Below are 26,798 nucleotides of genomic sequence, written 5' to 3'. Positions count from 1 at the left end.
TAAATGTCACAACAAAATTCAATATTTAATAAATGGGTTCCGCAAAAATTGGTTGTGCCAATTTTTATCCTTGCGCTATTTCCACACTTGATGATTTTGACTATATTCAACATGAATAGTACGTTTACAGCATCATTTTTGGATTTGGAGGTCGACGATTTGCAGTTCCTTTTTTCGATGGCGTATGCCACTATTGTTTGTGGCTTATTTATTCACGTTCGATTTTTTCACTTTTTCAATATCAGAAGTTATTTGCTAACAATGACCATGCTTAACATTTTGGTATTGTTTGGAATGACATTAACGACAAATACAGAATTGATTTTGATTCTGCGTTTTATTCAAGGACCTTTATCGCTTTTCGAAGGTTGTATTTTGTTGCCAATCATTATGTCGAATATTAAAAGTGAACATTCAAAATTGATTGCTTATTCGTTTTTGTATGGCGTAATGTTAACAGGTGATAAATTTACGACTTCTATCGTGAAGTTTGCGATTGAGAATTATAACCACAATATGATGGTGTATACGATTATGAGTTTTCATGTTGTAGCATTAATTATTTATGTATTTTTCTTTAATCACAACAGAATGTTTCCTAAAAAACCATTGTATCAATTAAATTTAGGAGGAATTTTCTTGATGATTATTTCCCTAATTTCTGGCGCGTTTTTCTTGATTTATGGGAAAAAATATTATTGGTTCGAATCGCCAATTATTATCACAGCATTTGCATCAACACTCGTTTTTAGTGGCTTATTTTTATTGCATCAAAAAACAGCCAAACGACCTTTGTTTCATTTTGAGATTTTCAGATCAGAACGTGTCATTTTAGGAATATTAATGTTTTTTGTTTTCTATACTTTGCGTGCTGGGATGAGCAATATTTACCAAGTCATGTCAACAGTTTGGAAATGGCAATGGGAATATGTGTTGCAGATTCAATATTTTAATGTAGCAGGTTCCATCATTGGTATTGTATTTTCATTTTTCATGGTTAAAAATAAAGTTGATTTTAGAAAAATATTTTTTCTTGGATTTGTACTTTTAGCCATGAGCATGTTGTGGTTTAGTTACTTGTTTTATCCAGATACAAAAGTCGAGGCAGTAGCGCCAACGCTGATATTAGAAGGAATTGCGCAAGGTGTTATTTTTACGCCATTAGTGTTGTATATTACAGGTTCTGTACATCCTTCTATTACTGGTAGTGCGGCGCAAGCAGGTACGGCGATTCGTTTTTGGACGACAACAATTGGTTTTTCGCTGATGCAAAATGCAATTTTATACTTGACGACTAAACATCAATTTTTGATGACCAAAAATTTAGACAAAACGAGTCCGATTTTCCAACAACAATGGAATAGTTTGTTCAATAAAAATATTGCGAGTCATCTTCCAAACGAAGCAGAAAGTATTACTGCCGCAGCTTTAAAAGCAAAATTGTATAACCAAGCTTTGTTGGTTAGTAATATAGAGATTTTCCGAACATTGTTTGTTGTGGGAATTATCGCTGCGATTTTTGTAATTCTTTATCAACCGATAAAAAATAGACTTTTACATCGTTAAAATAATTTTTATATATTACTTTTTTATTTAATTGGCGTATTTGATTTAATAGAATCAAGTACGTTTTTTTTTATGACAAATTTTTTAAAATGAATATTTTATCAAAATTATCCTGTAGAAAGGTCATATTTTAAAGTTTTTTAAATTTATAAATGGCTTAAATGAACAAATTTTATTCTCAAATAATCAACTTGTTTTTATGCGCTAGCACTTACTTTTGCCATCAAAATAAATCAAACGAAAAATGATTAATTGTTTTAATAAATGTTAGTTGTATTTTATTGATTTTAAATTTGTTATATTTTTATAAAATGAATCATCGTATTTTAACGATTTATTATTCAGAATCACATTTTAGCCTTTTGACTTTTCTCAGGCAGCTTCCTTTTTTTACTTTTTAGGTAAGATAATCACGAAATCAATAAAATATTTTTAATTAGACAAACTTTCGAATGAATGTTTTGAACTTGATTGTAAAATTGAATAAATAACTCAATGCACAATCAACATCCCATTTTCAAGAAATGGATACCAGAAAAATTGGTGCTTCCAATTCTCATTGCCGCGTTGATTCCGCATGTGATGATTCTCTCACTTTTCAATATGAATAGTACATTTACAGCTTCATTTCTAGATGTTGATGTAGACGATTTACAATTCATTTTTTCTTTGGCTTACGCCACAATTGTTTGTGGACTTTTTATTAACGAACGGCTTTTTCAGTTCTTTAATATTCGCTCTTATTTATTGTTTATGACTATTATCAATATTATATTAATGTTAATAATTTCGTTGACAACAAATACGCAATTGATTTATTTACTTCGTGTGATACAAGGAACAACATCTTATCTCGAAGGATGTATTATTGTTCCGCTAATTATGTCGCGTATAAAAGGCGAATATGGACGATTATTAGGAAATACGTTTTTGTATGGATTTATGATGACGGCTGATAAATATACAACCTCTATTGTAAAATTTGCCATCGAAAATTATAATTTCAATATGGTGATTTATACTGTCATCTTTTTTCATGTTTTATCGTTATTGATTTATGTTTTTCTCTTTAGTCATGGTAGATTGTATCCCAAAAAACCATTGTATCAGTTAAATTTGGCGGGTTATTTTTTGATGATGATGTCATTAATAGCAGGAGCTTTTTTATTGATTTATGGTAAAAGATATTATTGGTTCGAATCGCTTTATATCGTTATTGCGTTTGCTGCAATGTTTATTTTCTCAGGCTTATTTATTTTGCAACAATTAACGTCTAAAAAACCAATTTTCCATTTCGAGATTCTTCGTTCCGAAAGAGTTATTGTAGGTATGTTGTTGTTTTTTACATTTTATATTTTCAAATCGAGTATGAGTAACATTTATCAAGTGATGAATGTTGTTTGGAAATGGAATTGGGAGTTTGTTTTGCAAATACAATATTATAATTGTGCCGGAATTTATATTGGAGCATTGTTTGCTTATTACATCATAACACAATTTCAAACGCAATATAAGTATGTGTTTTTTGGAGGTTTTTTTTGTTTAACGTTTGCTATGTTGTGGTTTAGTTACATTTTGGTTCCAGATACTCGTCCGAATGCAGTTATTCCGCCATTGTTGATGGAAGGAATGGGACAAGGAATGTTGTTTGCGCCAATTTTGCAATATATGGTATGTTCTGTACATGCTAATTTTTCTATGAATACCATGCAAGCAGCAGTTGCAATGCGTTATTGGTCGTCAACAATTAGTTTTTCGATTATGCAAAATGCAATTCTTTTCTTGACGACTAAACATCAATTTTTGATGACGAAAAATTTAGATATTACCAATACAATTTTTCAAGAACAATGGAATAATCTATTCAATAAACACGATACAACTCATTTAGTAAATGAGTCTATCAGTTTGACAGCAAGCAATCTAAAATCTCAATTGTATAATCAAGCTTTGTTGATCGCAGATATTCAAATTTTTAGAACCTTATTTTATTTCGGAATTGTAATGATGGTTTTTATTATGATTTATAATCCAATCAAAGGAATTTTACATCTTAGGAAAAAGAGAAAAGAAACTCATTGATTCGCTTTTTTTCTGGTATTGATTTCTGCATTTATTTTCGCTAAACCTGTTATAAGAGGAATAAAAGTTACAGAACATGATAATAAAATAACGAATGTTACATTGATATCATATTTGTTTGTCATCTTCAGAATTAATAAAACGATTGCAATGAGTAATAAAGGAATTTGAATGCTAAGATTAAGTTTATTAACTTTTTTTCTTTTTTCATTTAATTCTTCTAATGTTAATTCGCTCAAAGGTTTTTCTTTGTTCATCTTAATTATTTTATTAAAGATAGTAAAATCAAATTAAAAAATAGATTCAACAAAAAAGCTAACCAATTCGGTTAGCTTTTTAATTTTTTTCTAAAAAATTTTTAATCCCTTTTATATTTTTCTTTGTAAGTGTCAAATGCTTGCATCAAATTTTCTTCAATAGCTTTTGGCATTCTGCGCGTCGCTTCAAATTCATTTGATGAAAGTGATTTGAATTCTGAAAGTGTTGGTATTAATTCAATCGAATTAACTAACATTTCAATTTCTGTTTCATATTGACGATTAGCCAAAGAATGAAACGTATCATTCCCGTAAACAGGAACATATTGTTGTTCAATCAAAAAGCCAGCATCGGCTTCTGTGTCTACAAAATGAGTTGTAACACCAATTTCGACTCCTTTTGTGATTGCCCATTTTAATGAATCTAAACCTCTTGTCAAAGGTAAAAAACCTGGGTGTGTATTGATAATTTTATGATTGTCAACCAACTCATCTGGTAATAATCCCGCACCTGCAATAATTACATATTCAGCTTTATAATCGTTTAATTGATTATTCAACGTTTCAGCAGTTGTCAAATCGAAATTATAACCAAAATTATTACAGTAATCATCTAAATTTACTTGAATCGCTTTACTTGGACGATGTTGATAAATTGGTTTGAACGGATTTTCTCTTTGTACAAAAGGCAAAGCAAATATTTTTACATTTTGATAACCTTTAGCTTTTAATCCGTGCAAAACATCTTGTGTTTTGCGATGAGGAGTATTGTAAGAAATTACCGCTATTTTTGGTTGAGCTGCCATGCTTATTTAATCAAATATTTTTTGTGATAATCAACAACATTATCAATTGGTTTTCTAATAATATGACCAACTGTTAAGTGATATTCTGCCGCAACTGAACGAATAACATCTTCGTAAATATGAGCAATTGAACCAATAAAATTTAATTCAGAATGACGAGCTTCTTCGTAAGGCATAATTTGATATTCGATAAAAGAAGACATCGCATCATAAATAATTTTCTGAATAAATGGATCATTTTTATGTTCAACAACAAATTTATTGAAAGAAGCTAAATATGTATTTGCAAATTTATTTTGGTACACATTTTTATTTAACTCATCTACAGATAATTTATAATAATCATCAAAAGCTTTTGCTAAATGTGGAGGCATTTTTTTTGTATAAAAAGCGCGTAATACACGTTTTCCTAAGTCATTTCCAGAACCTTCGTCTCCTAAGATATAAGCTAAAGATTTTGTTTCTTCACGCATTGTTGTTCCATCGAAATAACAAGAGTTAGAACCTGTTCCTAAGATACAGACCATTGCAGGTTTTCCCATGTAAGTGGCATAACAAGCGGCTAATAAATCATGGTCTATTACAAATTCAGCATTTGTAAAGAAGTTTTGTAAACCTTCTTTAACAACAGCATGCATTGTTTCGCTGGAAGTTCCAGCACCATAAAAAAAGATTTTTGCGAAATCATTTGCAACAGGTGCAAAATCTTCATTTTTTTGTAATTCAGTCGTAATATCTTCTGCTGTTACAAAATACGGATTAAATCCAATTGTACTTGTTCTAAAAACTTCATTAAGGTCGCTATCTAAAATTACCCAATCCGTTTTAGTAGAACCACTATCTGCTATTGCAATCATTTTTTTGTTTTGATATAATTGAAGAGTGCTAAAATAGTATTCTTTTAACAATGCACATAAAAAAACGCCCGAAATTTCGGACGTTTTCAAATTTTTTTTTTAGTGATCATGGTCGTAATCTTCACCTACAACGATTTCGATAAAAGATTGCGTTTGATTTCCAGCGCGATCAATTAAGAATAATCCTAAGTGATAATGTCCTTCCGTAATTCCTTCTGTAGGAATATTTACTTTATGACTTAATGTGTGCTCAGTTTTTCCTGCTGGAATAGCTTCTTCTGCATCATACGTCCAATTAACATTTGCTGTTCTGTGTTGATGACCATCTTCTGCGGAATGAATTTCAATTTTTACCGTTCCCAATTCTACATTGTCTTTCAAAATAGCATCAATTGAGATGGTTTCGCCTAAATGAAATTCATCGTGGTCTTTAGGTGCAATCAAATTAATTTCAGGTTTTGTTGTATCTAATGAAGAATCATCTGATGAACAAGATGTAATGAATAATGCTGATAATGTTATAAATGAATAGTTTAAAATTGAATTTTTCATTGTTTTATTTTTTTTGAATTGAATATTATTTTTTTAAGATTTTGGTTGATTTATTAATAAACAAAATCCTGAGGCGGACCTCGTGTAAAATGATATTCAATTGTAGAATGTTTAATTTTTTCTACTTGTTCAAAACTTTCTTTACTGTAAAATTCTTCGTTCGGTTTTGATTCTATTTTTGGTTCATCATGCGTGTCAATAAAGACAGAGTAATAGGTGAAATGATTACATTGATGATGAATAATTTCTTTCTTTTGATTCGAAAAATCTTGTGAATGATCGATTAAAGAAAAATGTAATTGATTAAAAGTTGGAATCGAAAAAAGAATAATACTAAAGAAAAGTCCAAAAATAGGATGTTTCTTTTTCATGTATCAACTATTTTCCGAACGGAATTCCTAACATAATTTGTATGTTTCGAGCTTGTTCTGGTAATTGCAATGCACGATAAAAACTGGTGTGATTGTAATAGTTTTTATTGAATAAATTAGAAACCTGAACACTTAAATTTGCACTAAAATTATTGAATTTAAGTTTCGTTTTTCCTCCAATTCCAACCAAGAAATAACTTGGAGTGATATCTTCATTTTGTGCAATTTTATCTTGCTCAAATGTATATTTTCCATTTGCAAAAAAGCTCAAACCTTCTAAAAATGCAATATTTTGATTGATTTTATAATTAATTTGTCCAAATAAATTATTTGCAGGAGTGAAAGGAAGATAATTTCCGAATTTTTTATTTTCCGTAATTTGTCGATTGTATAAATATTCGTACACAAGATTTGCATCAAAATTTTCGTTGATTTTCTTACGAACTTCAAATTCAAAACCAGTCAACAAAGCTTTGCTTTGTGTATATTGATAAATTTGTCCACCATGAGGAAGAATCGAAAATTGTCCCGAAGGTTTTAAGAAAATATAATTGCTGAAATAATATAAATACGGACTTAGCGAAATATTCCAATCATTTTTGTGAAAAACAGATTTGAAATCTACAGCAATTCCTTTTTCTATATCAAGATTTTCGTCACCTCGTTCATGTCTAAAACTACCGTGATGAATTCCGTTAGAACCCAATTCTATAGCGGTTGGTAAACGGAAATTTGTTCCAACATTCAAGTTGAAATCCCATAAATCATTTGGTTGAAAAGTTGCACCAATCATTCCGTTTAAATTACTGAAACTACGATCGATTGATTTGCTACGATTTGCATAATAATCTGCAATGCCTTCAGAATTACCTTTTTCAATCAAATAATTGTAAAGAAATTCATCAAAATAACCTTCCGATTTGAACGTCGAATAATCGTAACGTAAACCAGCAGTTACTTTCCAACGATTTCCTTTTTTGAATTCTTCAATCAAAAATCCGCTAAAAATATTTCGGTCATATTTTGGTAATAAATAATTGTAACCGGCAATATTATTGGCTTGTAATTGCGCTTGTGCGCCAATTATTGTTTTGAAATTTTTGCTATGATTATGTTCAAATTTTAATTGAGAATCATACGTTGATAAATTAAAATCTAATTCTAAATCAGGATTTTTTGTTGGAACTGGTTGATTTGCATAATGTGTGTGAAATGAACTAACTTCTTGTCGACGATTGTTTTGATAACTTGCTAAAAATTTTAAAACGTCTTTTGAATTTAAACGAAATTCATTTTCGGAAATTACTTTAAAATGATTCACTTTTTGATAAGGAAATTCGATATTTCTATAATTTCCATCATCTTGAAGTCTATCTACAGAAGGAATTCCGTGTGAACCAGGAAAGAAACCGATTTTCTGATTAACGTTAGAAACCGTTAAAATTGAACGAAATTTCTCACCAATATAACCTGTTTGTATTTCAGCATTCAAATCTTGTCCAGCCGTATTTTTTACACGTTTATTGTAAATTGGTAAATAGCGATTCAGGTAATAAATGCGATCGGTAGTCGTTCTGTAGTCTGCATAATCAGAATAAGAACCTTTTATTTTATAGAAAAAATGATCGTTACGAGATTTCAAATTAAATCCAATTCCGTAATTATCATTTATTGATTGATATAAAGTTTTTGCTTCTCCAGAAAGTGAATGTTTCGCTGGTAAATTGTTATTGTTAATCTTGATAACTCCAGCAATAGCTTCATTTCCGTACTCCAAAGCCGCAGGCCCTTTTATCACTTCGACATCTTCAACATTTAGCGCATCAATCTCCAAACCATGATCGGCTCCCCATTGTTGTCCTTCTTGTTTTACACCATTTTCAGCAACAATTAATCGATTGAAACCAAGTCCACGAATAATTGGTTTTGAAGCTGATGATCCAATTCCAGAAGCATTAACACCTGCAATATTTTCAAGTGATTTGGCTAATGATCCTGCATAGTTTTCTTGAATATAAGATTGATCGACACGCTCTACATTAGCTGTTGAAAAATCGTGATGATGCCCTAAAACAGTAACTTCATCTAAATTATATGCTTTGTGAAAAGTAAGTGTAAAAACAAATTTTTGTTGAGAATCAAACGTAATATTTTGAGAAAAAGGTTCGTAACCTTGCTCATCAATTTGAACTTGATAATTTCCTTTGTTTAAATTCTCAATTCTAAATTTTCCTTCGGCATTTGTGTGATATTCTTCGTTGTTGAAGTATACAGTTGCGAAAGGAATTGGTTTTTGATTTTTATCTATAATTTGACCTTCGAAAATGTTTTGTGCAAACACAGTTCCGCACAATAATGTAGCCACAATACTACATTTTATGTTGATTGACATAAATACAATAATTTAATAACGTTAAAAAAATAAGGTGGTTTTTTCTGAAATTAAATTGCGTAGGGCGGTGCTCGAAGACTTTTTTGAGTAAGTAATACAGCTTGTTTTACACGAGTTGTGTAAAGTGTTTTATCTTTTTGGATAAATGATTGTGACCATTCAAATAACTCAATTTCTGAATCATTTTCTATAAAATGTTGATTGAAATGGCAAATTGTACAGCTATGATCGTGTACGTTAGAGAATTTGTCTTTCAGCTCTTTGTGCTCTTTATTTAGAGCATGATCCAATATATGCGCAGACTGATACACTGTCATAAACAGTGAAATCGTTAGCATAAGATATTGGATAAATTTTTTCATTCAGTTTACAAAAATAAGATTTTATTTCATTTCTTTCAACTCTTTCATGTTTTGTTGAAGTTTTCTTAAAAATAAAAAATAAATAATCCCATAATAAACCGTTCCTATAATCACAATAAAAGCAACAGCAGTTATTATTGCAATCCAACCATAAACAGCAGCATTATTCACAATTGGCTGTATATCATGAGCGTGTTTTGCCAAATAAATAGATTGGCCTAATTCGTAATAGAATGGGGCAGAAGAAACAATTAAACTTAAAACGGTGAAAAGAATAAACAAGTTCACCAATCGACGAAATGAAATAATGTTTTTCATCAAATCGACCACAGATTGATTAAGATCTATTTTTTTTAAATAACGATAAGCCATCACCAAAAATCCAAACGTAATCACAATACTAAAAACCGAAGCGATCTCGTAATTGTTAATTGTTTTTTCTTCGACTAATGTTTTGACTTCGTTATTAAAAAAATTTTTTCCTGAAATTAAAACATATAAATTGTAGACAAGAAAAAGGATAAATTCGAAAAAAGTGAATATAAATAACCATTTTATTGTTGTTGATGATTTTTTCTTCAACATTTGAAAAATTTGATTTTGATCAAACTTTTCTTCTTCCTTTATGGAACCCCAAATTGATTTTAAGTCATCTAACTCCATTATTGTTCCATTTTAGACATTATTTCTTTTAATTTTATCTTCACTCTGTTCATCTTTACTCGTGCATTTACTTCCGAAATTCCTAAAGTTTCGGCAATGTCTTTGTAAGGTAAGTCTTCCAAAAATAGCAGTACCAATGCACGTTCTACGTCGTTTAATAATCTAATTGCCGCGTATAAAAGTGTGATACGCTCTTCTAAAAATTCGTCTTTGTCGTCTGATTTTAAGTTTAAAAATTGAGCTTCATTAAAATCAGTTTCACTGGATTTTGTTTTTTTTCTGATTAATGTAATTGCTGTGTTTAAGCTAACACGATACATCCACGTACTAAATTTTGAATCTCCCTTGAAGGAATCGTAAGAACGCCATAATTGCAATACAATTTCCTGAAATAAATCGTCATGAGAATCCTTGTCGTCTGTGTAAATACGACAAACCTTATGGATAATTCCCTGATTTTTCTCGACTAATTCGGTAAATATTTTTGCTTTATTATTCAAACTATTATTCTGTTGCTCTTTATTTGTAGTAAAAAAAAGAATAATGTTACAACTAAAAAAATAAAAAATCCTCTTATAGAAATATAAGAGGATTAACCTAACTAACTTAAACCTATGAAAAGTTGTTCTACTTTTCTACTGCAAGTATAGAAATTAATTATTTATTAAGCAATAAAAATTTAGAAAAATTGTTAAAAATGTCTTAATTAACTAAGAATGATTCTAAACTATTGAAATCTGTTAACGAAATGATATAATTCATTGTGATTAGAGCAATGGGATGATTAAATTTGTGGAAATATCTAAAAAATTAAACGAATTGCTTTATGGCAAATGAATCATTACTAAAATCGTCGATTGGTAAGAAGTTCGCGATGGCGCTTTCAGCGTTATTTTTGATCGTGTTCTTGTTACAACATTTCGTGATTAATGCATTATCTGTTATTAATCCGAATGGGTTCAATGAAGTTTCGGCTTTCATGAGTGATAACCCTTTTATCCAATATTTAATGCAGCCTATTTTATTAATTGGTGTTGTATACCACTTTGTAATGGGGTTTGTATTAGAAGCGCAAAACAAGAAAGCGCGTGGACCAGTTGCTTACCAAAAGTATAATGGTGCTGCAAATGCTTCTTGGATGTCAAGAAACATGTTAGTTTCTGGATCTGTAATTTTAATTTTCTTATTATTACACTTGTATGACTTTTGGGTTCCTACAATTACTGATCACTACATTGTTCCAAATCCTGAGTTTGCTCAAGGAAATTACTTTATGGATCACTTAAACCACGTTTTCACATTAGAAGGTGCTTTAAGTTTTGTAAGATTAGTAATTTACATTGTTGCATTTGTATTTTTATCATTACACTTACAACATGGATTTGCATCAGCATTCCAATCTATTGGTGCAAGACACAACAAATACACTCCAGTAATTGTTGCTTTCGGGAAATGGTATTCAATTTTAATTCCAGCAGGTTTCATTATCATCGCTGTTTACCATTTTTTTGTTAAATAATTAAATAATATCAAGAAATGAGTATATTAGATTCAAAATCTCCAGAAGGAGATATCGCACAACAATGGAGCGAACACAAAGCACACCTAAACTTAGTGGCTCCAAATAACCGTGATAAAATTGATGTTATTGTTGTAGGTACTGGTTTAGCTGGTGGTTCTGCAGCTGCTACTTTAGCAGAGTTAGGATATAAAGTAAAAGCTTTCTGTTACCAAGATTCACCTCGTCGTGCTCACTCTATTGCTGCACAAGGGGGTATTAATGCTGCTAAAAATTATAAAGGAGATAACGACTCTATCTATCGTTTATTTTACGATACAATCAAAGGTGGTGATTACCGCGCTCGTGAGTCTAACGTTTATCGTTTAGCGGAGGTTTCTGGTAATATTATCGACCAATGTGTAATGCAAGGGGTTCCTTTTGCACGTGATTACGGTGGGTTATTAGATAATCGTTCTTTTGGTGGGGTACAAGTATCTCGTACTTTCTATGCGAAAGGTCAAACAGGGCAACAATTATTATTAGGAGCTTATTCAGCAATGAATCAGCAAATCCACTTAGGGCACATCCAAATGTACAACCGTCACGAAATGTTAGATATTGTTCTTGTAGATGGTAAAGCTCGTGGTATTATCGCTCGTAATTTAATTACAGGTGAAATCGAAAGACATTCTGCTCACGCAGTAGTTATTGCTACTGGTGGTTACGGAAACGTATATTTCTTATCTTCTAATGCAATGGGTTCTAACGTAACTTCAGCATGGAAAATTCACAAAAAAGGTGCTTATTTTGCTAACCCTTGTTATGTACAAATTCACCCAACTTGTATTCCAATCCACGGAACAAATCAATCTAAATTGACTTTAATGTCTGAATCTTTACGTAACTCTGGTCGTATCTGGGTTCCTAAAAAGAAAGAAGATGCTGAAGCAATCCGTGCTGGTAAGAAAAAAGCAGTTGATATCAAAGAAGAAGACAGAGATTACTACTTAGAAAGACGTTATCCTGCATTTGGTAACTTAGTTCCTCGTGACGTTGCATCTCGTGCTGCAAAAGAGCGTTGTGATGCTGGTTATGGTATTGAAGCAAATGAAACTGGAGAAGGAGTTTATTTAGATTTTACAGATGAGATCAAGAAAAAAGGTCGTGAGGTTGCTTTCGCAAACGGAGATCAAAATCCATCAGATGCTGAAATCGAGAAATTAGGTAAAAAATGGATTGAAGAGAAATATGGAAACTTATTCCAAATGTATTGGAAAATTACAGATGAGAATCCATACGAAAATCCAATGCGTATCTATCCAGCAATTCACTACACAATGGGTGGTGTTTGGGTTGACTACAACTTACAATCAACAATTCCTGGATGTTTCGTAGTAGGAGAAGCTAACTTCTCTGATCACGGAGCTAACCGTTTAGGAGCTTCTGCATTAATGCAAGGTTTAGCAGATGGTTATTTCGTATTACCTTATACAATTGCAGATTATTTATCAGCAGATATTCGTACAGGTAAAATTCCTACAAATACGCCAGAATTTGATGAAGCTGAAAAGGCTGTTAAAGACCAAATTCAACATTTCTTAAGCAATAAAGGAACTAAAACTGTAGATAGTTTCCACAAACGTTTAGGAAATATTATGTGGAACAAAGTAGGTATGGCTCGTAATGCTCAAGGTTTAAAAGAAGCGATTGCTGAAATTGCTGCTTTACGTGAAGAATTCTACCGTGATGTAAAAGTTCCTGGTGATGCTAACGAAATGAACACTGAGTTAGAGAAAGCTGGACGTGTAGCTGACTTCTTAGAATTAGGACAGTTAATGGCAATTGACGCTCTTAACCGTAATGAGTCTTGTGGTGGTCACTTCCGTGAGGAGTACCAAACAGAAGAAGGTGAAGCAATGCGTGATGATGAAAATTATACTTATGTTGCCGCTTGGGAATATAAAGGTGATGATATCAACACTGAGGTTTTACACAAAGAGGAATTAAATTACAAATATATCGAGCTTAAAACTCGTAGTTATAAATAATAAAATCATTTTGCTTGATAACAAACCTTCAAGCAAAATGTCAAAATATCATATAGAATTATGGCATCATCAAAAACAATCAGCATCACGCTGAAAATTTGGCGTCAAAAAAACGCTAATGCTCAAGGAAAAATGGAAACATATTCCTTAAAAGATGTTTCTACTGATTCTTCTTTCTTAGAAATGCTTGATTTATTAAACGAGCAATTAATAGAGGAAGGAAAAGAGCCAGTTGCATTCGACCACGACTGTCGTGAAGGTATTTGTGGTATGTGTTCTTTATTCATCAATGGAGAAGCGCACGGACCAGATAGAGGTGTTACAACTTGTCAATTACATATGCGTATGTTCAAAGATGGTGAAACGATTTACATCGAACCATGGAGATCTGCTGCATTCCCAGTAATCAAAGATTTAATTGTAGACCGTTCATCTTTCGACCGTATCCAACAAGCTGGTGGTTACATCTCTGTAAATACATCAGGACGTACAGTAGATGCAAACAATATTCCAGTAAACAAAATGCATGCAGATGAAGCGTTCGACGCTGCAACATGTATTGGTTGTGGAGCTTGTGTTGCAACTTGTAAAAATGGATCTGCAATGTTATTCGTAGGAGCTAAAGTTTCTCAATTCGCATTGTTACCACAAGGACAAGTAGAAGCTGCTCGTCGTGCTCAAAAAATGGTTGCACAAATGGATTTAGAAGGTTTTGGTAACTGTACAAATACAGGAGCTTGTGAAATCGAATGTCCAAAAGGAATTTCTTTAGATAACATTGCACGTATGAACCGTGAGTATTTATCTGCAAAAATTGTATCACAAGAATAATAACATTCTGATATATATTAAAAGAGCGACATGTTTGTCGCTCTTTTTTTGTTATAATAATTGCAAAAAAAAAGGATTTCAATCTCTTGAAATCCTTCCCAATGTCAAATTCTTTCTTCTGAATAAGTCCATTGTAACTTGTTCTTTTTAAATGATTATAAAAAAGAATTTTTATAAATAGAACAAATATCTATTGTAAATAATAAATGAAATGTACTCATATATGAGAGACTATTAATCCTATGCAATAACTATGAGCAAAATCGATTTAAAAAGAACGTCTAGGGAAAAAAGGATTTCAATTTCTTGAAATCCTTCCCGAAATTTTTGATAATGATTTGAATTAATTTTCACCTTATTATGAAAATTCTCTGTCGGCTTAAAAATTTCGTTATTTTGTGGAAAAACAACTATTAATTTTAATGTTCTGTTTCAAAACAACTAAAGTATTTTGAAGTCCTGAACGAATAATTATTAATTCCTTGATGTAAAATTAATGACAAAAATCATGTTTTGCAAATTATTTCAGATTAATTTTAAAAGTTTAACACATCAATAAATCTATTTAGAAATAAAAAATCCAGCACATTATGTGCTGGATTTTAAGTTTAAGATTACTAAAATATAGTGTTCTGAGATTATTTAATGTTCTTAAAACTTCTATTGATAAAATTTGTTAATTCTTTACCTTTTAACAAACCTTGCGATAATTTTGCTAGATCTAATGCTTGATTAATCAACGCTTCTTTTTCTTCTTTCGAATCTTTAGCTAAAATTTCTGTTGCTAAATCCGAGTTTGCATTCACAACAACATTATACATTTCAGGGAAATTACCCATTCCAAACATCCCAGCTCCGCCAGAAGCTTGCATATCTTTCATACGACGCATAAATTCTGATTGCGTAATGATGAAAGGTGCATCTGTTCCAGATAAATCTTCTAATTGAATTGTATATGATTTATTGTTGATTGATTCTGTGATTTCAGTTTTCAATTTTTCTTTATCATCATCAGATAATTTGGAAATTTTAACTTCATCTTTTTCAATCAAATTATTGATATGATCCGCATCAACACGAACAAATGTTACATTTTCTTTTGTAGATTCTAACTTCTGAATCAAGTGAGAAGAAATAGGAGAATCTAATAAAATTACTTCGTAACCTTTTTCTTTCGCAATTTGTATGTATTGATCTTGTCCATCAACATCAGACGCATAAAGAATTCCTAATTTTCCGTCTTTGTTGGTTTGATTGTCTTTAATCGCAGTATTTAATTCATCCCAAGTAAAATATTTACCATCAACTGTTGGATACAATGCAAATTTGTCAGATTTTTCGAAGAATTTATCTTCCGAAATCATTCCATATTCAATTACAACTTTAATATCGTTCCATTTTTGCTCGTAATCTTCACGATTTTGATTCATTAATGAAGACATTTTATCCGCCACTTTTTTCGTAATATGTGCCGAAATTTTCTTCACAGCTCCATCAGCTTGTAAGTACGAACGCGAAACATTCAATGGAATATCTGGAGAATCTATCACACCACGTAATAACATCAAGAAATCAGGAACAATTCCTTTCACTTCGTCTGTTACAAATACTTGATTTTGGTATAATTGAATACGATCTTTATCAATATTGATGTTGTTTCCTAATTTTGGGAAGAATAAAATTCCAGTCAAATTAAATGGATAATCAACATTTAAGTGAATATGGAATAAAGGTTCTTCGAATTGCATTGGATACAATTCTCTGTAGAAATTTTGATAATCTTCGTCAGACAATTCTGATGGCGCTTTTGTCCAAGCCGGATTTGTATTATTGATAATATCATCAACTTCGATTTCCTCTGGTTTAGCATCTTCAGCAGCACCTTCTGGTAAAGGAAGTGTTTCTTTTTTCGTTCCAAATTTGATCGGAATTGGCATGAATTTATTGTATTTATTCAATAATTCACGGATTTTCCATTCGTCTAAAAACTCTTTCGAATCTTCAGCAATGTGTAAAACGATTTCAGTTCCACGCTCGGTTTTATCCGAATTTTCTAAGGTAAATTCAGGAGAACCATCACATGTCCAATGAACTGCTGGCTCGTCTTTGTATGATTTTGTAATGATTTCTACTTTATCCGCAACCATAAATGCAGAATAAAAACCTAAACCAAAATGTCCGATAATTCCGTCTGCATCTTGGTGTTGATTAATAAATTCTTCTGCACCAGAAAAAGCAACTTGATTGATGTATTTTTCAACTTCATCAGCTGTCATTCCCAAACCTTGGTCAATAATATGTAAAGTATTATCGTCTTTATTGATTTTTACTTCAATTTTTGGATTTCCGTATTCTACTTTTGCATCACCAATACTTGTTAAATGCTTTAATTTCAGGGTTGCGTCAGAAGCATTCGAAATCAACTCACGCAAAAAGATTTCGTGATCGCTGTATAAAAACTTCTTAATTAATGGAAAGATATTCTCTACCGAAACATTAATATTTCCTTTATTCATCGTTATTGTATTTTTTATTTTTAATAATTAGTTTTTCTTGTAAATAGTCTAAATCATGAGATTTGTAGACGGAATGTAAATTTCAAAAGATATTCCAAATGAAATTTTTCTGACATTTTGTCGTAAAATAGATCATGAGAACTGCTTATAATTGCTTAATTTTCGTTCAAATTTAGAAAGATGAAATTCGGAAAAGTAGAAAACCCAGAATTGGTTGATTTTACATTGCCAAAAACGCCAAAAGAAACGATTGATTTGTTGAATAAAGTTGATAAATCAGATAATTTCGAAGTATATGTAGGCTGTGCAAAATGGAATAAGCAAGATTTGAAGAATTTTTATCCGCCTAAAACAAAAGATGAATTGAGTTATTATTCAACGCAATTTAATAGTATCGAGTTAAATGCGACATATTATCGTTCGCCAAGTAAAGAAAATGTCGAAACTTGGGTAAATAAAACTCCAAAAGATTTTAAATTTTTCCCGAAAATTCCACAAAGTATTAGTCATTATGGACGATTGCAAAATGTGACAGATAAATTGAATCAATATTTGGATGCAGTTGCGTTATTTGAAGAAAAATTAGGAATGATTTTCTTACAAATGCACGAAAATTTTGCTCCAAAAGATTTTGAAAAATTAGAAAATTTCATTCAAAATTTTCCGAAAGGTTATCCGTTAGCTGTAGAACTTCGTCATGAAGATTGGTTTTCGAACGAAGAAAATTTTAATCGATTGGTTTCGTTATTAGAAAAGCATAACATTTCAAATATTATTGTTGATACAGCGGGTAGGAGAGATATGGTGCATATGCGATTGACTTCGAATGAAGCTTTTGTGCGTTTTGTTGGAGCAAATATTCCATCTGATTACGAGCGTTTGGATGAATGGATTGAAACAATTAAACTTTGGAAAGCAGAAGGTTTGCAGAAATTGTATTTCTTTATTCATCAAAATTTAGAGTTAGAATCGCCAATGTTAGCCAAATATTTTATTAAGAAATTAAACAATGATTTAGATTTAGATATTCGTAGTCCGCAAGATGAATTGACGTTGTTTTAAGTGAAAATTAGAAAAAATAATTCTTTAAACCTCGATTGTTTCAACTAATTTTGCAGAACAAATAAAACAAAAGATTCTTCTCAATTATGAAACAATTTACTTCGGTTAATGATGTAGAAAACATCGACGAATTACTAAAAATAGCCTTAGAAATTAAAGCAAATCCTTTTGCTCAACAAGAGGTTGGTAAAAACAAAACAATTGGTTTAATATTTTTTAATCCAAGTTTACGTACACGTCTAAGCTCTATTAAAGCGGCTTATAATCTTGGAGCAAATGCTTGGGTTTTGAATGCTGGAGCAGATTCTTGGACATTGGAAATGGCTGATGGTGCTGTGATGAACGGAGATACGCAAGAACATATCAAAGAAGCAATTCAGGTAATGAGTGCGTATTGTGATGTTTTAGGCGTTCGTACTTTTCCGAAATTAGTAGATCGTGATGAAGATTATAACGAAATCATGTTCAATAAAGTAAAAGAATTATCTTCTGTTCCTGTTGTCTCTTTGGAAAGTGCAACTTTACATCCATTACAGTCTTTTGCTGATTTAATTACAATTGCAGAAAAAACGGGTTATACGCCTGGGACAAAACCTGAAAAGAAAGTGAAAGTTGTGATGACTTGGGCGCCGCATCCACGTCGTTTGCCACAAGCTGTTCCGAATTCTTTTGCGCAATGGTTTTCTAAGGTAGATTGGGTAGATTTTACAGTTGTACAACCAAAAGGTTTGGAGTTAGATCCAAAATTTACTAATGGAGCAACGATTGCTTATGATCAAGATGAAGCGTTGAAAGATGCTGATTTTGTCTATGCAAAAAACTGGTCTTCTTATGAAAATTATGGTCAACCGAATGATGGTGATAAGGATTGGGAAGTGACAATGGATAAAATGAATTTGACAAATAACGGAAAATTTATGCATTGTTTACCAGTTCGTCGCAATGTAGTAGTATCTGATGAAGTTTTAGATTCTGATCGTTCTATCGTAATTGATGAAGCAACGAACCGAATTTTCTCAGCTCAAACCGTTTTTCACGAGATTTTGAAAAATAAGTAGTAAACTACAATTAAAAAAGGCTTAAAAATTAATTTTTAAGCCTTTTTTAATGATATTATTTCTCACTAAAGTCCAACATGAATATCTTTCGTAGTGGCTTCTTTTTGAGAAGTTTTATATTTTGAATCATAGTTCCAAATAATCTTATCTGAAATGGTTTTTCCATTAAGATTAGTTTCTGCAATGATTATGTTTTCACCTTTTTGCAATTGAACATTTTCAGCAACGAAATGAATCTTATTATAGCCATTTTTTACATTTTCAATCTTTTTACCATTTACAGTTAACGTTGGCGTTCCTTGATTAGAGAAGATTGTAACAGTTGTAAATTCATTTCCTCTATTTACCATTCTACGTTGCGTTAAATAAACAACAGGTTCTTTGCTCCAATTTGCTTTATACCAATAAAAAGGATCTTTTTTAATTTTTCGATCAAACGAAACCAAACCTTTGAAATTTCTTGGATTAACATTTAATCGTGTAATAGGCGTTGCAAAATCGAAAGTATTCCAAACATAAGATCCCAAAAATATTGGATGTTTTTCTATTGTTGCCCAATGAACAATATGAAATTTAGTTGCAAATTCTTCTGGAAAAAATGCAGGATCACTCCATTGATTTCCATAGTTCCCAGCAACTTCAACTTGATCTTCAGGTTTTGCTTCTGCGCCATATTCAGAGAAAATGATTTTGTAATCTTTGAATTTTTTCGAAATTTCATTCGCCCAAGTTTCAACATCTTCTTTGTCTGTCAAATTTTCTACTTCGCCATTGTACCATCCAAAATAATGATTAATTCCTTGTATATCCGCATTATTATTAACTGGATGATCGACCACATTATAACCACTTACTTGTACTGTATAACGATCAGAATCTTCTGTTTTAGCTAAGTCATTTAGCTTTGTTGTCAATTCGATGGTGTAATTATTTGGCGAATAAACTTCATTGTGTAATCCCCAAGTGTAAATAGATGGATGATTGTAATTTTGACGAATCAACTCTTTTAATTGTTGCATTGCATTATTTTCTTCCAAGGTTGTAACCTGATTCACAAACGGAATTTCTGCCCAAACAATCAATCCTAGACTATCACATTTCGAGTAAAAATAATCAGATTGTTGGTAATGAGCTAATCGAATAGAAGTTGCACCAATTTCTTTTATAATTGCTAAATCTTCATCGTGATCTTCATTTGATAAAGCCGAACCTTTTCCCCAGCGATCTTGATGTCTTGTCACGCCATAAAGCGGATATTTTTTGTCGTTTAAGAAGAAACCTTCGTTCGCTTTTAGTTCAAATTTACGAATACCCAAAGGTTGTGTTACTTCATCTAAAACTTGATTATTTTGTTTGATTTGTGTCACTACTTTATATAAATATGGATCTTCTAATCCATTCCATAAATGTGGATTATTAACCTTAATATCTTGAATAATTTCTTGTCTTCCTTGTGGTGATAGAGTGTAAGGAGTGCTGATAGACTTTACAGTTTTATTGTTATGATCGATGATCGAAGTGAAAATTTCGATGTTATTTGTTTGAGCTGATTTATTATCAACTTTGACTTTAAGATGAATATCAGCCGATTTTTTACTAACATTTTTCTGAGAAATAAAAATTCCAGCCGAAGCAAAATCATTTACAGCAATATTGATAGGATCAGTAACAATTAACGAAACAGGACGATAAATTCCGCCATAAACAGGAATAAAACATGATTAACAGGAATAATTGCTGGATTTTCTTCGTTATTAGCTTTAACCAAAATTTCATTTTCTTGATCAAATTTTAACATTCCTGTCAATTCCAAAACAAAAGCAGAATATCCACCTTGATGACGACCTACAAAATTATAATTTCCGTTGTTTACATCACTTTGATAGCTTACTTTGTTCTTATTTTGAGTTGATTTTAAAGGAGAATTATTCATGTAAACTTCTGCATTTGCTCCAACACCTTCAAATTTGATAAAGATTCGTTTACCTTTCCAGTTTGTTTTTGGCGTAAAAGATTTTCTGTAATACGAATCACCCACATAAAAACGCTCGTTTGTACTATAAAAACCAGGTGTAACTTGGTTCGTTTGCATATCAGTTGCATTCCATGTATGTGGAACTTGAACCAATTGCCAATCGCCTTTGAAGATAGAATTGTAATTAATTTCTGCAGTGGTAAATGGCCCTTTTTTAAAGCTCCAATTAGAGTTGAAGTTTACTATTTCTCGTGCATTTACTATTTGTAAACCGATAAAGAGTAAAATTAGAGATGTTAAATTTTTCATGTGAGTTTTGATAAGCAGTAAAAATAGTAATTTCAAAAATGTAGGCAAAAAAGAAAGCCACTCGATTTGAGTGGCTTTTCTACTTATTTTGAATAGATAAATTATTTATCTAAAACTTCCATATCAAAATATAAAGTTGCATTTGGTGGTACAACACCTCCAGCACCTCTTGATCCGTAACCTAATTCGGCAGGGATAATTAAGAAAACTTTAGAACCTCTGTTGAACATTGTTAATGCTTCCATCCAACCTTGGATTAATCCTGTAACACCAACTGTTGCGTCTAGTGGTTGATTGCGATCGTAAGATGAATCTAATTTTTCACCATCGTTTAAGCGTAAAGTATAATGTACTTGGATTGGATCTCCTTGAATTGGTTTTGCTCCGTTACCTTCTTCTAAAATTACATATTTTAATCCAGAAGGAGTTGATTGAGCTTTTGCTTCTAATTCTTTTTGACGAGCAATTTCTGCATCTTTTTCAGCTTTTGCTTTCGCTTCAGCTTCAGCTTGTTTTTTTGCGTGATTAGCTTTTGCAGCTTCAAATGCTTCAGCTCCGTTGTATTTAGCATATTTATCACCTTTACGAGCGATTTCTACTTTCTCAATTACAACTGGAACAACTGGTTTATCACTTGGCGTTTTTTCTACATTTGCAATAGAATCAACTACGTCTAAACCTTCTACAACTTGTCCGAAAATAGTGTGACGTCCGTCTAACCATGGTGTAGGAACTTCTGTGATGAAGAATTGAGAACCGTTTGTAGCTGGTCCTGAATTTGCCATAGATAAAACACCTTTTTTGTCGTGTTTTAAAGTTGGTTCAAACTCATCTTCGAAATCGTAACCAGGTCCACCTGTACCAATACCATCTGGATCACCACCTTGAATCATGAAATCTTTGATCACACGGTGAAAAATGATTCCATCATAAAAAGGAACTCCTTTTGCTTTTGCTTTATTTTCTTTTGTACCTTCTGCTAATCCAACAAAGTTAGCAACCGTCATTGGCGCTTCTTCTTCGTATAATTTGATTGTCATTGCACCATGATTTGTTGTCATTTTTGCATACAATCCGTCTTCTAAACTTTTAAATTCTTCTTTACTCATCGATTTTGGAATTTTAACGCCACAACTAACAAGGGTAGTGATGACAGTTAAGATTAATAATATTTTTCTCATTTTAACTTTACAGTTTTTGTGTTTATTAGTGTTTTTTTATTTTTAAAACTTTTACATCCATAATAATAGGCGAGTCTGGCGCAATTTTTTGTGTATCACCATAACCTCCATAAGCTAAAAACGAAGGTAATAATAATTTAGCAGTTTCACCTTCAGGAATTAATTGCAAACCAGCTTGTAAACCTCTCACAATATCAGCTTTTCCTAAAATTATTTTCTGAACTTTATTATCGTTAAACGAATATAAAATGTTGTTTTCGAGATCAGTTACTTGATATTCAAATTCGATGTAGTCTCCATTATTTGCTGTAGAAGCTGTTCGTTGACCACTATTTGAAATCCAAAAGCCCGAACTCGTTTTAACAAATTTTAGGTCAGATGTTTTCATATAATCATCAAACCATTGTAATTCTTCTTGATGCAATAATTTTCCACGTTCTTGCGAACGTTTCATAAAATCGTCATTGGAATATGAAACGGGATATTGTATGACTTTTTGATCACAACTCATCAACGCAAAAACAGCGAAAGTGAATAAAATAACTTTTTTCATTAGATAACGATACTAGCTAATTTTTCTTGATATTCTGGTAAAAGGGATTGGAAATAAGCAATTGTTTCTTCCATATTCATATCCGAACGACCTCCTGAAGCATTCATATGACCGCCGCCATTGAAATGTTTGCGAGAGAATTTATTCACATCAAAATCACCTTTCGAACGTAACGAAATTTTAATGAAATTATGATGTGTGTCTTCAATAAAAATTACAGAAAAGATAAAATTTTCTACACTCAAACCATAATTTACAAAACCTTCTGTATCTCCTTTTTGAAAACCATTTGCTAATAAATCTTCACGTTTTAAAAACATAAATGCAGTACGATATTCAGGTAAAAAAGTTAGATTATTTAAGGTTAATGATAATAACTTTAAACGTCCTTGTGTTTGTGAATCATTTACATACGAAGTTACTTTGTCAACTTCTACACCTTTGTCAATCAGTTCTGCTACAATTCTGTGCGTATCTGCTGATGTATTACGAAAACGGAATCCGCCTGTATCAGTCATCATTCCTGTGTAAATACATTCTGCAATGCCTTTATCAATTTTATCTAAATCATTCATCGCTTCGATAAAATTATAAACCATTTGACAAGTCGCAGGCATTTCGATATCCGAATACATAAAATCAAATGTATCTGGTTCGCGGTGATGATCGATTAATATTTTTGGAGCTTTCGAACGTTCAACCCAGTTTCCTAAGTCATCAATTCGTTTTACAGTATTAAAATCTAAGATAAAAATCAACTCAGCTTGATGTATAATAGCTTCTGCAACTTTTGGTCGGTAATCTGCAATTACAATCTCCTTTGCAGAAGGCATCCATTTTAGGAACTTCGGAAAATCGTTTGGTGAAACAATGTTACACGTATGTCCCAATTTATTCAAATAATGAAACATCGCCAATGTAGAACCTATCGCATCTCCATCAGGATTTTTGTGCGGTAGAATTGCAATTTTCTTTGGGGTTGATTTTAACAGAGCTTTTAGCTCTTCGAAATTTGTCATTTGCATAGTTGCAAAGATAAACAAACAAGTGATATTGTAAATTGCTTTGAACAAGAAAACCTCCAAATTTGGAGGTTTTCTTGTTTTTATGAAATATTTATAATTTATAAATCTCTTTTTTTGATAATTAATAAGGATAAACCAAGAAATAAAATGATGTAGAAAACATTTGTAGCAAAATATTCCCATTGTACATGATCCGCAACAAATAATTTTCCTTCCATAATTGCTTTTTGTATATCTACAGAAGGATAATCAATTATTTTTCCGTTTGAATTAAGTGGTAAATAATTAGTTAAGATTTTAATTTCATCAGGATTTTTTGGAGGATTTTTACCAAAACGAACTAAAAATTCAACAACTTTAGCAACAGATTCTATAATATTCAAAACAATTAAAGATAAAATCGCAAAAGCACTTTTCTTTAATAGGAATGATAAAAACATGGCGAATACAATATAAGCGAAGATTTCGACGAAATATCCTCCTAAGAATTCGATTCCGTTTACAAAATCAAACTTTTCGCTAAAAATAGAACCTAATGCAAAAACTAAAACGCCAACTAAAAGTGTAGAAATCAAAGTTATCACAACGTTCATCAAAACTTTTGTGTTTAAAAATTCAGTTTTAGATAAACCATCAATTGTATTTTGCTTGAAAGTTCCGAAAGAGTATTCGTTTGTAATATTATTAATAACAATAATAGCTAAAAAGAATTTTCCAAAACCAATTAACCACGTAATATTATGCCAAATTATAGGAAAGTCTAATGCTCCCAATTTGATTAAATCAACTTCAATTTCATTCATATTTGGTTTGAAATTCGGTAACGTAATTCCCATTAACAGAATCATCACAAAATATAAAATGATGAAAATTCGCGTTCCTTTATTGTAGAATAATTTATTCCATTCTATGCTAAATAATCTTTTCATGTTAGTTCTGTTTTTGGATTAGTTGGAAAAATTGTTGTTCTAAAGATTCTTTACGTTTTACTAAATGATTCACGATAATTCCTTGTTCATAAAGCATTTTGTTAATTTCTGCTGGATCTTTCTCTTCTGATAAAACAGCAAAAAGTTTGTTGTTTTCTTTGGTAACTTTTGAAACGAATGAGAACGTTTTTAGTGTATATTCCAAACTTTCCATATTTTGCGCAGCAACTTCTATACTTCCAAAACTTGAATTCATTTGATCTACAGAACCCGCATAAAGCATTTTTCCTTGATTCAGAACCACTACATGCGAACATACTTTTTCGACTTCGTCTAATAAATGACTTGCTAGAATAATTGTAGTTCCTTGTTGAGCAATTTTAATAATCAATTCACGAATCTGAATAATTCCTTGTGGATCTAAACCATTAGTAGGTTCGTCTAAAATCAGCACTTCAGGATCATTTAATAACGCAGCCGCAATTGCCAAACGTTGTTTCATTCCCAACGAATATTGTTGAAATTTATCTTTTTTACGAGAAAGTAATCCAACTAATTCAAGTTTTTCGTCAATTTTTCCATAATTAACTTCTTTAATATCAGCAACAATTTCAAGATTTTTTTCTGCTGATAAATAAGGATAGAATTTTGGGCTTTCGATAATTGCACCAATTTTTTTTAATGAATCGTTATCTGGTTCTTGATCAAACCATTTCCACGAACCCGCTGTAGGATTGATTACATTAAGAATCATTCCTAATGTTGTCGATTTTCCACTTCCGTTTGGACCAAGTAATCCATAAACGTTTCCTTTTTCTACCGAAAAAGTGACATTGTTGACCGCTGTAAAACTGCCAAATTTTTTAGTAAGTTGATTAATTTCAAGAACTTTATTCATAGTAGTTGAATTTGTTTTCTTTATATGTAGAGTTTTTTGTTAATTTGTTACAATTTAGAATTAATTTAAATAACATGAGAACGATACTTTATACCTTATTAATTGTACTAACAATTCAGGCTAAAGCGCAAAACGGAAAAACTTATCAAATTTATAATCAACAAGAAAAGAAAGTTGATTTTGATAAAATGATTAAAGAATTAGCAAAATATGATGTTGTTTTATTTGGTGAACATCATAATAATGCGGTAAATCATTGGTTGCAATTGCAAACGACAAAAGAATTGTATAAGATAAAAGGAAAACAACTGATTCTTGGAGCAGAAATGTTCGAGCGTCATCAACAAAATGATTTAACGAATTATTTGAAAAGCAAAACGACGGATGATGAGTTTCAAAAGAGTACAAAGCTTTGGAATAATTACAAAACAGATTACAAACCGCTTGTTGATTTTGCGAAAGAAAAGAATTTAGATTTTGTAGCAACTAATGTAACGCGCAAATATGCTTCGTATGTCGCTAAGAATGGACTTGAAGCTTTGGATACAGTTCCAAATAATGAGAAAGCCTTTATTGCGAAACTTCCTATTACCATAGATTATGATGCACCTGGTTATCCTGAGATGATTAAAATGATGGGAGATCATGCTGGAGTGAAGGCAAAACAGTTTGTTGCAGCACAAGCTACAAAGGATGCAACAATGGCAGAATCAATTTTGAATAATTTGAAGAAAAATAATCTATTCATTCATTACAATGGTGATTATCATTCTAAAAATTATGGCGGAATTTATTGGTATTTGAAATATTTTCGACCTGAGCTCAAAATCGCCGTAATTGAAATTCTAGAAAGTGAAGATTTAAATGAAAAATTATCTGTAATTAAATCTAAAAACGAAAATGTTACTACGACAGAATTTATTATAGTATTTCCTAAGGATTCGCCTAAAACCTACTAATTTTACTTATAAGCAGAAAGTTTTATTGATTATTTTTCATATTTT

General features: G+C 31.3%; 25 protein-coding genes. 8 read left to right on the top strand and 17 right to left on the bottom strand.

Annotation, left to right across the window (positions count from 1 at the left end):
- The first annotated feature begins 3 nt into the window (after positions 1-3).
- On the top strand, positions 4-1,566 hold the full coding sequence (locus B4L98_RS04620) for a hypothetical protein (protein WP_115001100.1): 1,563 nt from the start codon (positions 4-6) through the stop codon (positions 1,564-1,566).
- A 495-nt stretch (positions 1,567-2,061) separates the two neighbouring features.
- Positions 2,062-3,648 (top strand): hypothetical protein, encoded by a 1,587-nt coding sequence (locus B4L98_RS04615; RefSeq protein WP_286495226.1) that lies wholly within the window; start codon positions 2,062-2,064, stop codon positions 3,646-3,648.
- Here B4L98_RS04615 and B4L98_RS04610 read toward each other — a convergent pair.
- The 9 genes from B4L98_RS04610 to B4L98_RS04570 all read right to left on the bottom strand — a co-directional run bounded on the left by B4L98_RS04610 (position 3,642) and on the right by B4L98_RS04570 (position 10,408).
- Positions 3,642-3,905: a hypothetical protein gene (locus B4L98_RS04610; protein ID WP_286495225.1), complete on the bottom strand. Its 264-nt coding sequence runs from the start codon at positions 3,903-3,905 to the stop codon at positions 3,642-3,644. The genes B4L98_RS04615 and B4L98_RS04610 overlap by 7 nt on opposite strands.
- Before the next feature lie 101 nt (positions 3,906-4,006).
- Positions 4,007-4,711 carry a formyltransferase family protein gene (locus B4L98_RS04605; RefSeq protein ID WP_286495224.1) on the bottom strand — a complete coding sequence of 235 codons (705 nt, stop codon included), beginning with the start codon at positions 4,709-4,711 and terminating at the stop codon, positions 4,007-4,009.
- Between the two features lie 2 nt (positions 4,712-4,713).
- Positions 4,714-5,568, bottom strand: coding sequence for a BadF/BadG/BcrA/BcrD ATPase family protein (locus B4L98_RS04600; RefSeq protein WP_221855585.1), 855 nt, complete (start codon positions 5,566-5,568; stop codon positions 4,714-4,716).
- Between the two features lie 99 nt (positions 5,569-5,667).
- Positions 5,668-6,120 carry a DUF4625 domain-containing protein gene (locus tag B4L98_RS04595; protein ID WP_115001091.1) on the bottom strand — a complete coding sequence of 151 codons (453 nt, stop codon included), beginning with the start codon at positions 6,118-6,120 and terminating at the stop codon, positions 5,668-5,670.
- A gap of 53 nt (positions 6,121-6,173) precedes the next feature.
- Positions 6,174-6,491: a hypothetical protein gene (locus tag B4L98_RS04590; RefSeq protein WP_038337229.1), complete on the bottom strand. Its 318-nt coding sequence runs from the start codon at positions 6,489-6,491 to the stop codon at positions 6,174-6,176.
- 7 nt (positions 6,492-6,498) lie between these two features.
- Complete coding sequence (locus B4L98_RS04585; RefSeq protein ID WP_291077643.1) at positions 6,499-8,883, bottom strand: TonB-dependent receptor; 2,385 nt, start codon at positions 8,881-8,883, stop codon at positions 6,499-6,501.
- Between the two features lie 50 nt (positions 8,884-8,933).
- Complete coding sequence (locus B4L98_RS04580; RefSeq protein WP_148098210.1) at positions 8,934-9,200, bottom strand: hypothetical protein; 267 nt, start codon at positions 9,198-9,200, stop codon at positions 8,934-8,936.
- A 66-nt stretch (positions 9,201-9,266) separates the two neighbouring features.
- Entirely contained in the window at positions 9,267-9,908 is a 642-nt protein-coding gene (locus tag B4L98_RS04575; protein WP_286495221.1) for a hypothetical protein, read from the bottom strand.
- Complete coding sequence (locus tag B4L98_RS04570) at positions 9,908-10,408, bottom strand: RNA polymerase sigma factor (RefSeq protein ID WP_038337221.1); 501 nt, start codon at positions 10,406-10,408, stop codon at positions 9,908-9,910. The genes B4L98_RS04575 and B4L98_RS04570 overlap by 1 nt, the downstream gene beginning before the upstream one ends.
- 326 nt (positions 10,409-10,734) lie before the next feature.
- Between B4L98_RS04570 and B4L98_RS04565 the strand changes: the two genes are divergently transcribed.
- The 3 genes from B4L98_RS04565 to B4L98_RS04555 are packed head-to-tail and all read left to right on the top strand — an operon-like array spanning position 10,735 to position 14,288.
- The gene (locus tag B4L98_RS04565; RefSeq protein WP_286495220.1) at positions 10,735-11,427 is read left to right on the top strand and encodes a succinate dehydrogenase cytochrome b subunit; all 693 of its coding nucleotides are present in this window, start codon (positions 10,735-10,737) and stop codon (positions 11,425-11,427) included.
- A 17-nt stretch (positions 11,428-11,444) separates the two neighbouring features.
- Positions 11,445-13,457, top strand: coding sequence for a fumarate reductase/succinate dehydrogenase flavoprotein subunit (locus tag B4L98_RS04560; protein ID WP_286495219.1), 2,013 nt, complete (start codon positions 11,445-11,447; stop codon positions 13,455-13,457).
- Positions 13,458-13,517: 60 nt separating this feature from the next.
- Positions 13,518-14,288: a succinate dehydrogenase/fumarate reductase iron-sulfur subunit gene (locus B4L98_RS04555; protein ID WP_038337216.1), complete on the top strand. Its 771-nt coding sequence runs from the start codon at positions 13,518-13,520 to the stop codon at positions 14,286-14,288.
- A gap of 638 nt (positions 14,289-14,926) precedes the next feature.
- Here B4L98_RS04555 and htpG read toward each other — a convergent pair.
- Positions 14,927-16,804: a molecular chaperone HtpG gene (gene htpG, locus B4L98_RS04550; protein WP_291077641.1), complete on the bottom strand. Its 1,878-nt coding sequence runs from the start codon at positions 16,802-16,804 to the stop codon at positions 14,927-14,929.
- Between the two features lie 180 nt (positions 16,805-16,984).
- Between htpG and B4L98_RS04545 the strand changes: the two genes are divergently transcribed.
- Together B4L98_RS04545 and B4L98_RS04540 are read left to right on the top strand one after the other, a co-directional pair.
- Complete coding sequence (locus B4L98_RS04545) at positions 16,985-17,866, top strand: DUF72 domain-containing protein (RefSeq protein WP_286495217.1); 882 nt, start codon at positions 16,985-16,987, stop codon at positions 17,864-17,866.
- Between the two features lie 86 nt (positions 17,867-17,952).
- A complete protein-coding gene (locus tag B4L98_RS04540) occupies positions 17,953-18,924 on the top strand; it encodes an N-acetylornithine carbamoyltransferase (protein ID WP_286495216.1) in 972 nt (323 codons plus the stop codon).
- A 65-nt stretch (positions 18,925-18,989) separates the two neighbouring features.
- Here B4L98_RS04540 and B4L98_RS04535 read toward each other — a convergent pair whose 3' ends face one another.
- The 7 genes from B4L98_RS04535 to B4L98_RS04505 form a co-directional block, all read right to left on the bottom strand.
- A complete protein-coding gene (locus B4L98_RS04535) occupies positions 18,990-20,540 on the bottom strand; it encodes a glycoside hydrolase family 2 protein (RefSeq protein WP_286495237.1) in 1,551 nt (516 codons plus the stop codon).
- 56 nt (positions 20,541-20,596) lie between these two features.
- A complete protein-coding gene (locus B4L98_RS04530; protein ID WP_286495215.1) occupies positions 20,597-21,208 on the bottom strand; it encodes a sugar-binding domain-containing protein in 612 nt (203 codons plus the stop codon).
- Between the two features lie 101 nt (positions 21,209-21,309).
- Positions 21,310-22,389: a peptidylprolyl isomerase gene (locus B4L98_RS04525; protein WP_286495213.1), complete on the bottom strand. Its 1,080-nt coding sequence runs from the start codon at positions 22,387-22,389 to the stop codon at positions 21,310-21,312.
- A 25-nt stretch (positions 22,390-22,414) separates the two neighbouring features.
- Positions 22,415-22,942, bottom strand: a complete 528-nt coding sequence (locus B4L98_RS04520) for an FKBP-type peptidyl-prolyl cis-trans isomerase (protein ID WP_115000909.1) — start codon at positions 22,940-22,942, stop codon at positions 22,415-22,417.
- Positions 22,942-23,967 (bottom strand): DHH family phosphoesterase, encoded by a 1,026-nt coding sequence (locus B4L98_RS04515; protein ID WP_286495210.1) that lies wholly within the window; start codon positions 23,965-23,967, stop codon positions 22,942-22,944. The genes B4L98_RS04520 and B4L98_RS04515 overlap by 1 nt, the downstream gene beginning before the upstream one ends.
- 98 nt (positions 23,968-24,065) lie before the next feature.
- Positions 24,066-24,896 (bottom strand): ABC transporter permease, encoded by an 831-nt coding sequence (locus B4L98_RS04510; protein ID WP_291077639.1) that lies wholly within the window; start codon positions 24,894-24,896, stop codon positions 24,066-24,068.
- 1 nt (position 24,897) lies between these two features.
- Positions 24,898-25,794, bottom strand: a complete 897-nt coding sequence (locus tag B4L98_RS04505) for an ABC transporter ATP-binding protein (protein WP_221856261.1) — start codon at positions 25,792-25,794, stop codon at positions 24,898-24,900.
- Positions 25,795-25,868: 74 nt separating this feature from the next.
- Here B4L98_RS04505 and B4L98_RS04500 point away from each other — a divergent pair, with 74 nt between their 5' ends.
- Positions 25,869-26,753 carry a ChaN family lipoprotein gene (locus B4L98_RS04500; RefSeq protein WP_221856264.1) on the top strand — a complete coding sequence of 295 codons (885 nt, stop codon included), beginning with the start codon at positions 25,869-25,871 and terminating at the stop codon, positions 26,751-26,753.
- Positions 26,754-26,798: the final 45 nt, after the last annotated feature.

The sequence above is a fragment of the Empedobacter sp. UBA5528 genome, from assembly GCF_002426075.1.
Classification (GTDB): domain Bacteria; phylum Bacteroidota; class Bacteroidia; order Flavobacteriales; family Weeksellaceae; genus Empedobacter; species Empedobacter falsenii_B.
Note: the sequence above shows the minus strand (reverse complement) of the source record. Positions and strands in the feature narration are given on the sequence as shown.

What these genes read in the sequence shown, in the direction of transcription:
- B4L98_RS04620 (WP_115001100.1), top strand. Translation starts at nt 4, where the DNA reads ATGTCACAACAAAATTCAATATTTAATAAATGGGTTCCGCAAAAATTG.
- B4L98_RS04615 (WP_286495226.1), top strand. Translation starts at nt 2,062, where the DNA reads ATGCACAATCAACATCCCATTTTCAAGAAATGGATACCAGAAAAATTG.
- B4L98_RS04610 (WP_286495225.1), bottom strand. Translation starts at nt 3,905, where the DNA reads ATGAACAAAGAAAAACCTTTGAGCGAATTAACATTAGAAGAATTAAAT.
- B4L98_RS04605 (WP_286495224.1), bottom strand. Translation starts at nt 4,711, where the DNA reads ATGGCAGCTCAACCAAAAATAGCGGTAATTTCTTACAATACTCCTCAT.
- B4L98_RS04600 (WP_221855585.1), bottom strand. Translation starts at nt 5,568, where the DNA reads ATGATTGCAATAGCAGATAGTGGTTCTACTAAAACGGATTGGGTAATT.
- B4L98_RS04595 (WP_115001091.1), bottom strand. Translation starts at nt 6,120, where the DNA reads ATGAAAAATTCAATTTTAAACTATTCATTTATAACATTATCAGCATTA.
- B4L98_RS04590 (WP_038337229.1), bottom strand. Translation starts at nt 6,491, where the DNA reads ATGAAAAAGAAACATCCTATTTTTGGACTTTTCTTTAGTATTATTCTT.
- B4L98_RS04585 (WP_291077643.1), bottom strand. Translation starts at nt 8,883, where the DNA reads ATGTCAATCAACATAAAATGTAGTATTGTGGCTACATTATTGTGCGGA.
- B4L98_RS04580 (WP_148098210.1), bottom strand. Translation starts at nt 9,200, where the DNA reads ATGACAGTGTATCAGTCTGCGCATATATTGGATCATGCTCTAAATAAA.
- B4L98_RS04575 (WP_286495221.1), bottom strand. Translation starts at nt 9,908, where the DNA reads ATGGAGTTAGATGACTTAAAATCAATTTGGGGTTCCATAAAGGAAGAA.
- B4L98_RS04565 (WP_286495220.1), top strand. Translation starts at nt 10,735, where the DNA reads ATGGCAAATGAATCATTACTAAAATCGTCGATTGGTAAGAAGTTCGCG.
- B4L98_RS04560 (WP_286495219.1), top strand. Translation starts at nt 11,445, where the DNA reads ATGAGTATATTAGATTCAAAATCTCCAGAAGGAGATATCGCACAACAA.
- B4L98_RS04555 (WP_038337216.1), top strand. Translation starts at nt 13,518, where the DNA reads ATGGCATCATCAAAAACAATCAGCATCACGCTGAAAATTTGGCGTCAA.
- htpG (WP_291077641.1), bottom strand. Translation starts at nt 16,804, where the DNA reads ATGAATAAAGGAAATATTAATGTTTCGGTAGAGAATATCTTTCCATTA.
- B4L98_RS04545 (WP_286495217.1), top strand. Translation starts at nt 16,985, where the DNA reads ATGAAATTCGGAAAAGTAGAAAACCCAGAATTGGTTGATTTTACATTG.
- B4L98_RS04540 (WP_286495216.1), top strand. Translation starts at nt 17,953, where the DNA reads ATGAAACAATTTACTTCGGTTAATGATGTAGAAAACATCGACGAATTA.
- B4L98_RS04530 (WP_286495215.1), bottom strand. Translation starts at nt 21,208, where the DNA reads ATGAAAAATTTAACATCTCTAATTTTACTCTTTATCGGTTTACAAATA.
- B4L98_RS04525 (WP_286495213.1), bottom strand. Translation starts at nt 22,389, where the DNA reads ATGAGAAAAATATTATTAATCTTAACTGTCATCACTACCCTTGTTAGT.
- B4L98_RS04520 (WP_115000909.1), bottom strand. Translation starts at nt 22,942, where the DNA reads ATGAAAAAAGTTATTTTATTCACTTTCGCTGTTTTTGCGTTGATGAGT.
- B4L98_RS04515 (WP_286495210.1), bottom strand. Translation starts at nt 23,967, where the DNA reads ATGCAAATGACAAATTTCGAAGAGCTAAAAGCTCTGTTAAAATCAACC.
- B4L98_RS04510 (WP_291077639.1), bottom strand. Translation starts at nt 24,896, where the DNA reads ATGAAAAGATTATTTAGCATAGAATGGAATAAATTATTCTACAATAAA.
- B4L98_RS04505 (WP_221856261.1), bottom strand. Translation starts at nt 25,794, where the DNA reads ATGAATAAAGTTCTTGAAATTAATCAACTTACTAAAAAATTTGGCAGT.
- B4L98_RS04500 (WP_221856264.1), top strand. Translation starts at nt 25,869, where the DNA reads ATGAGAACGATACTTTATACCTTATTAATTGTACTAACAATTCAGGCT.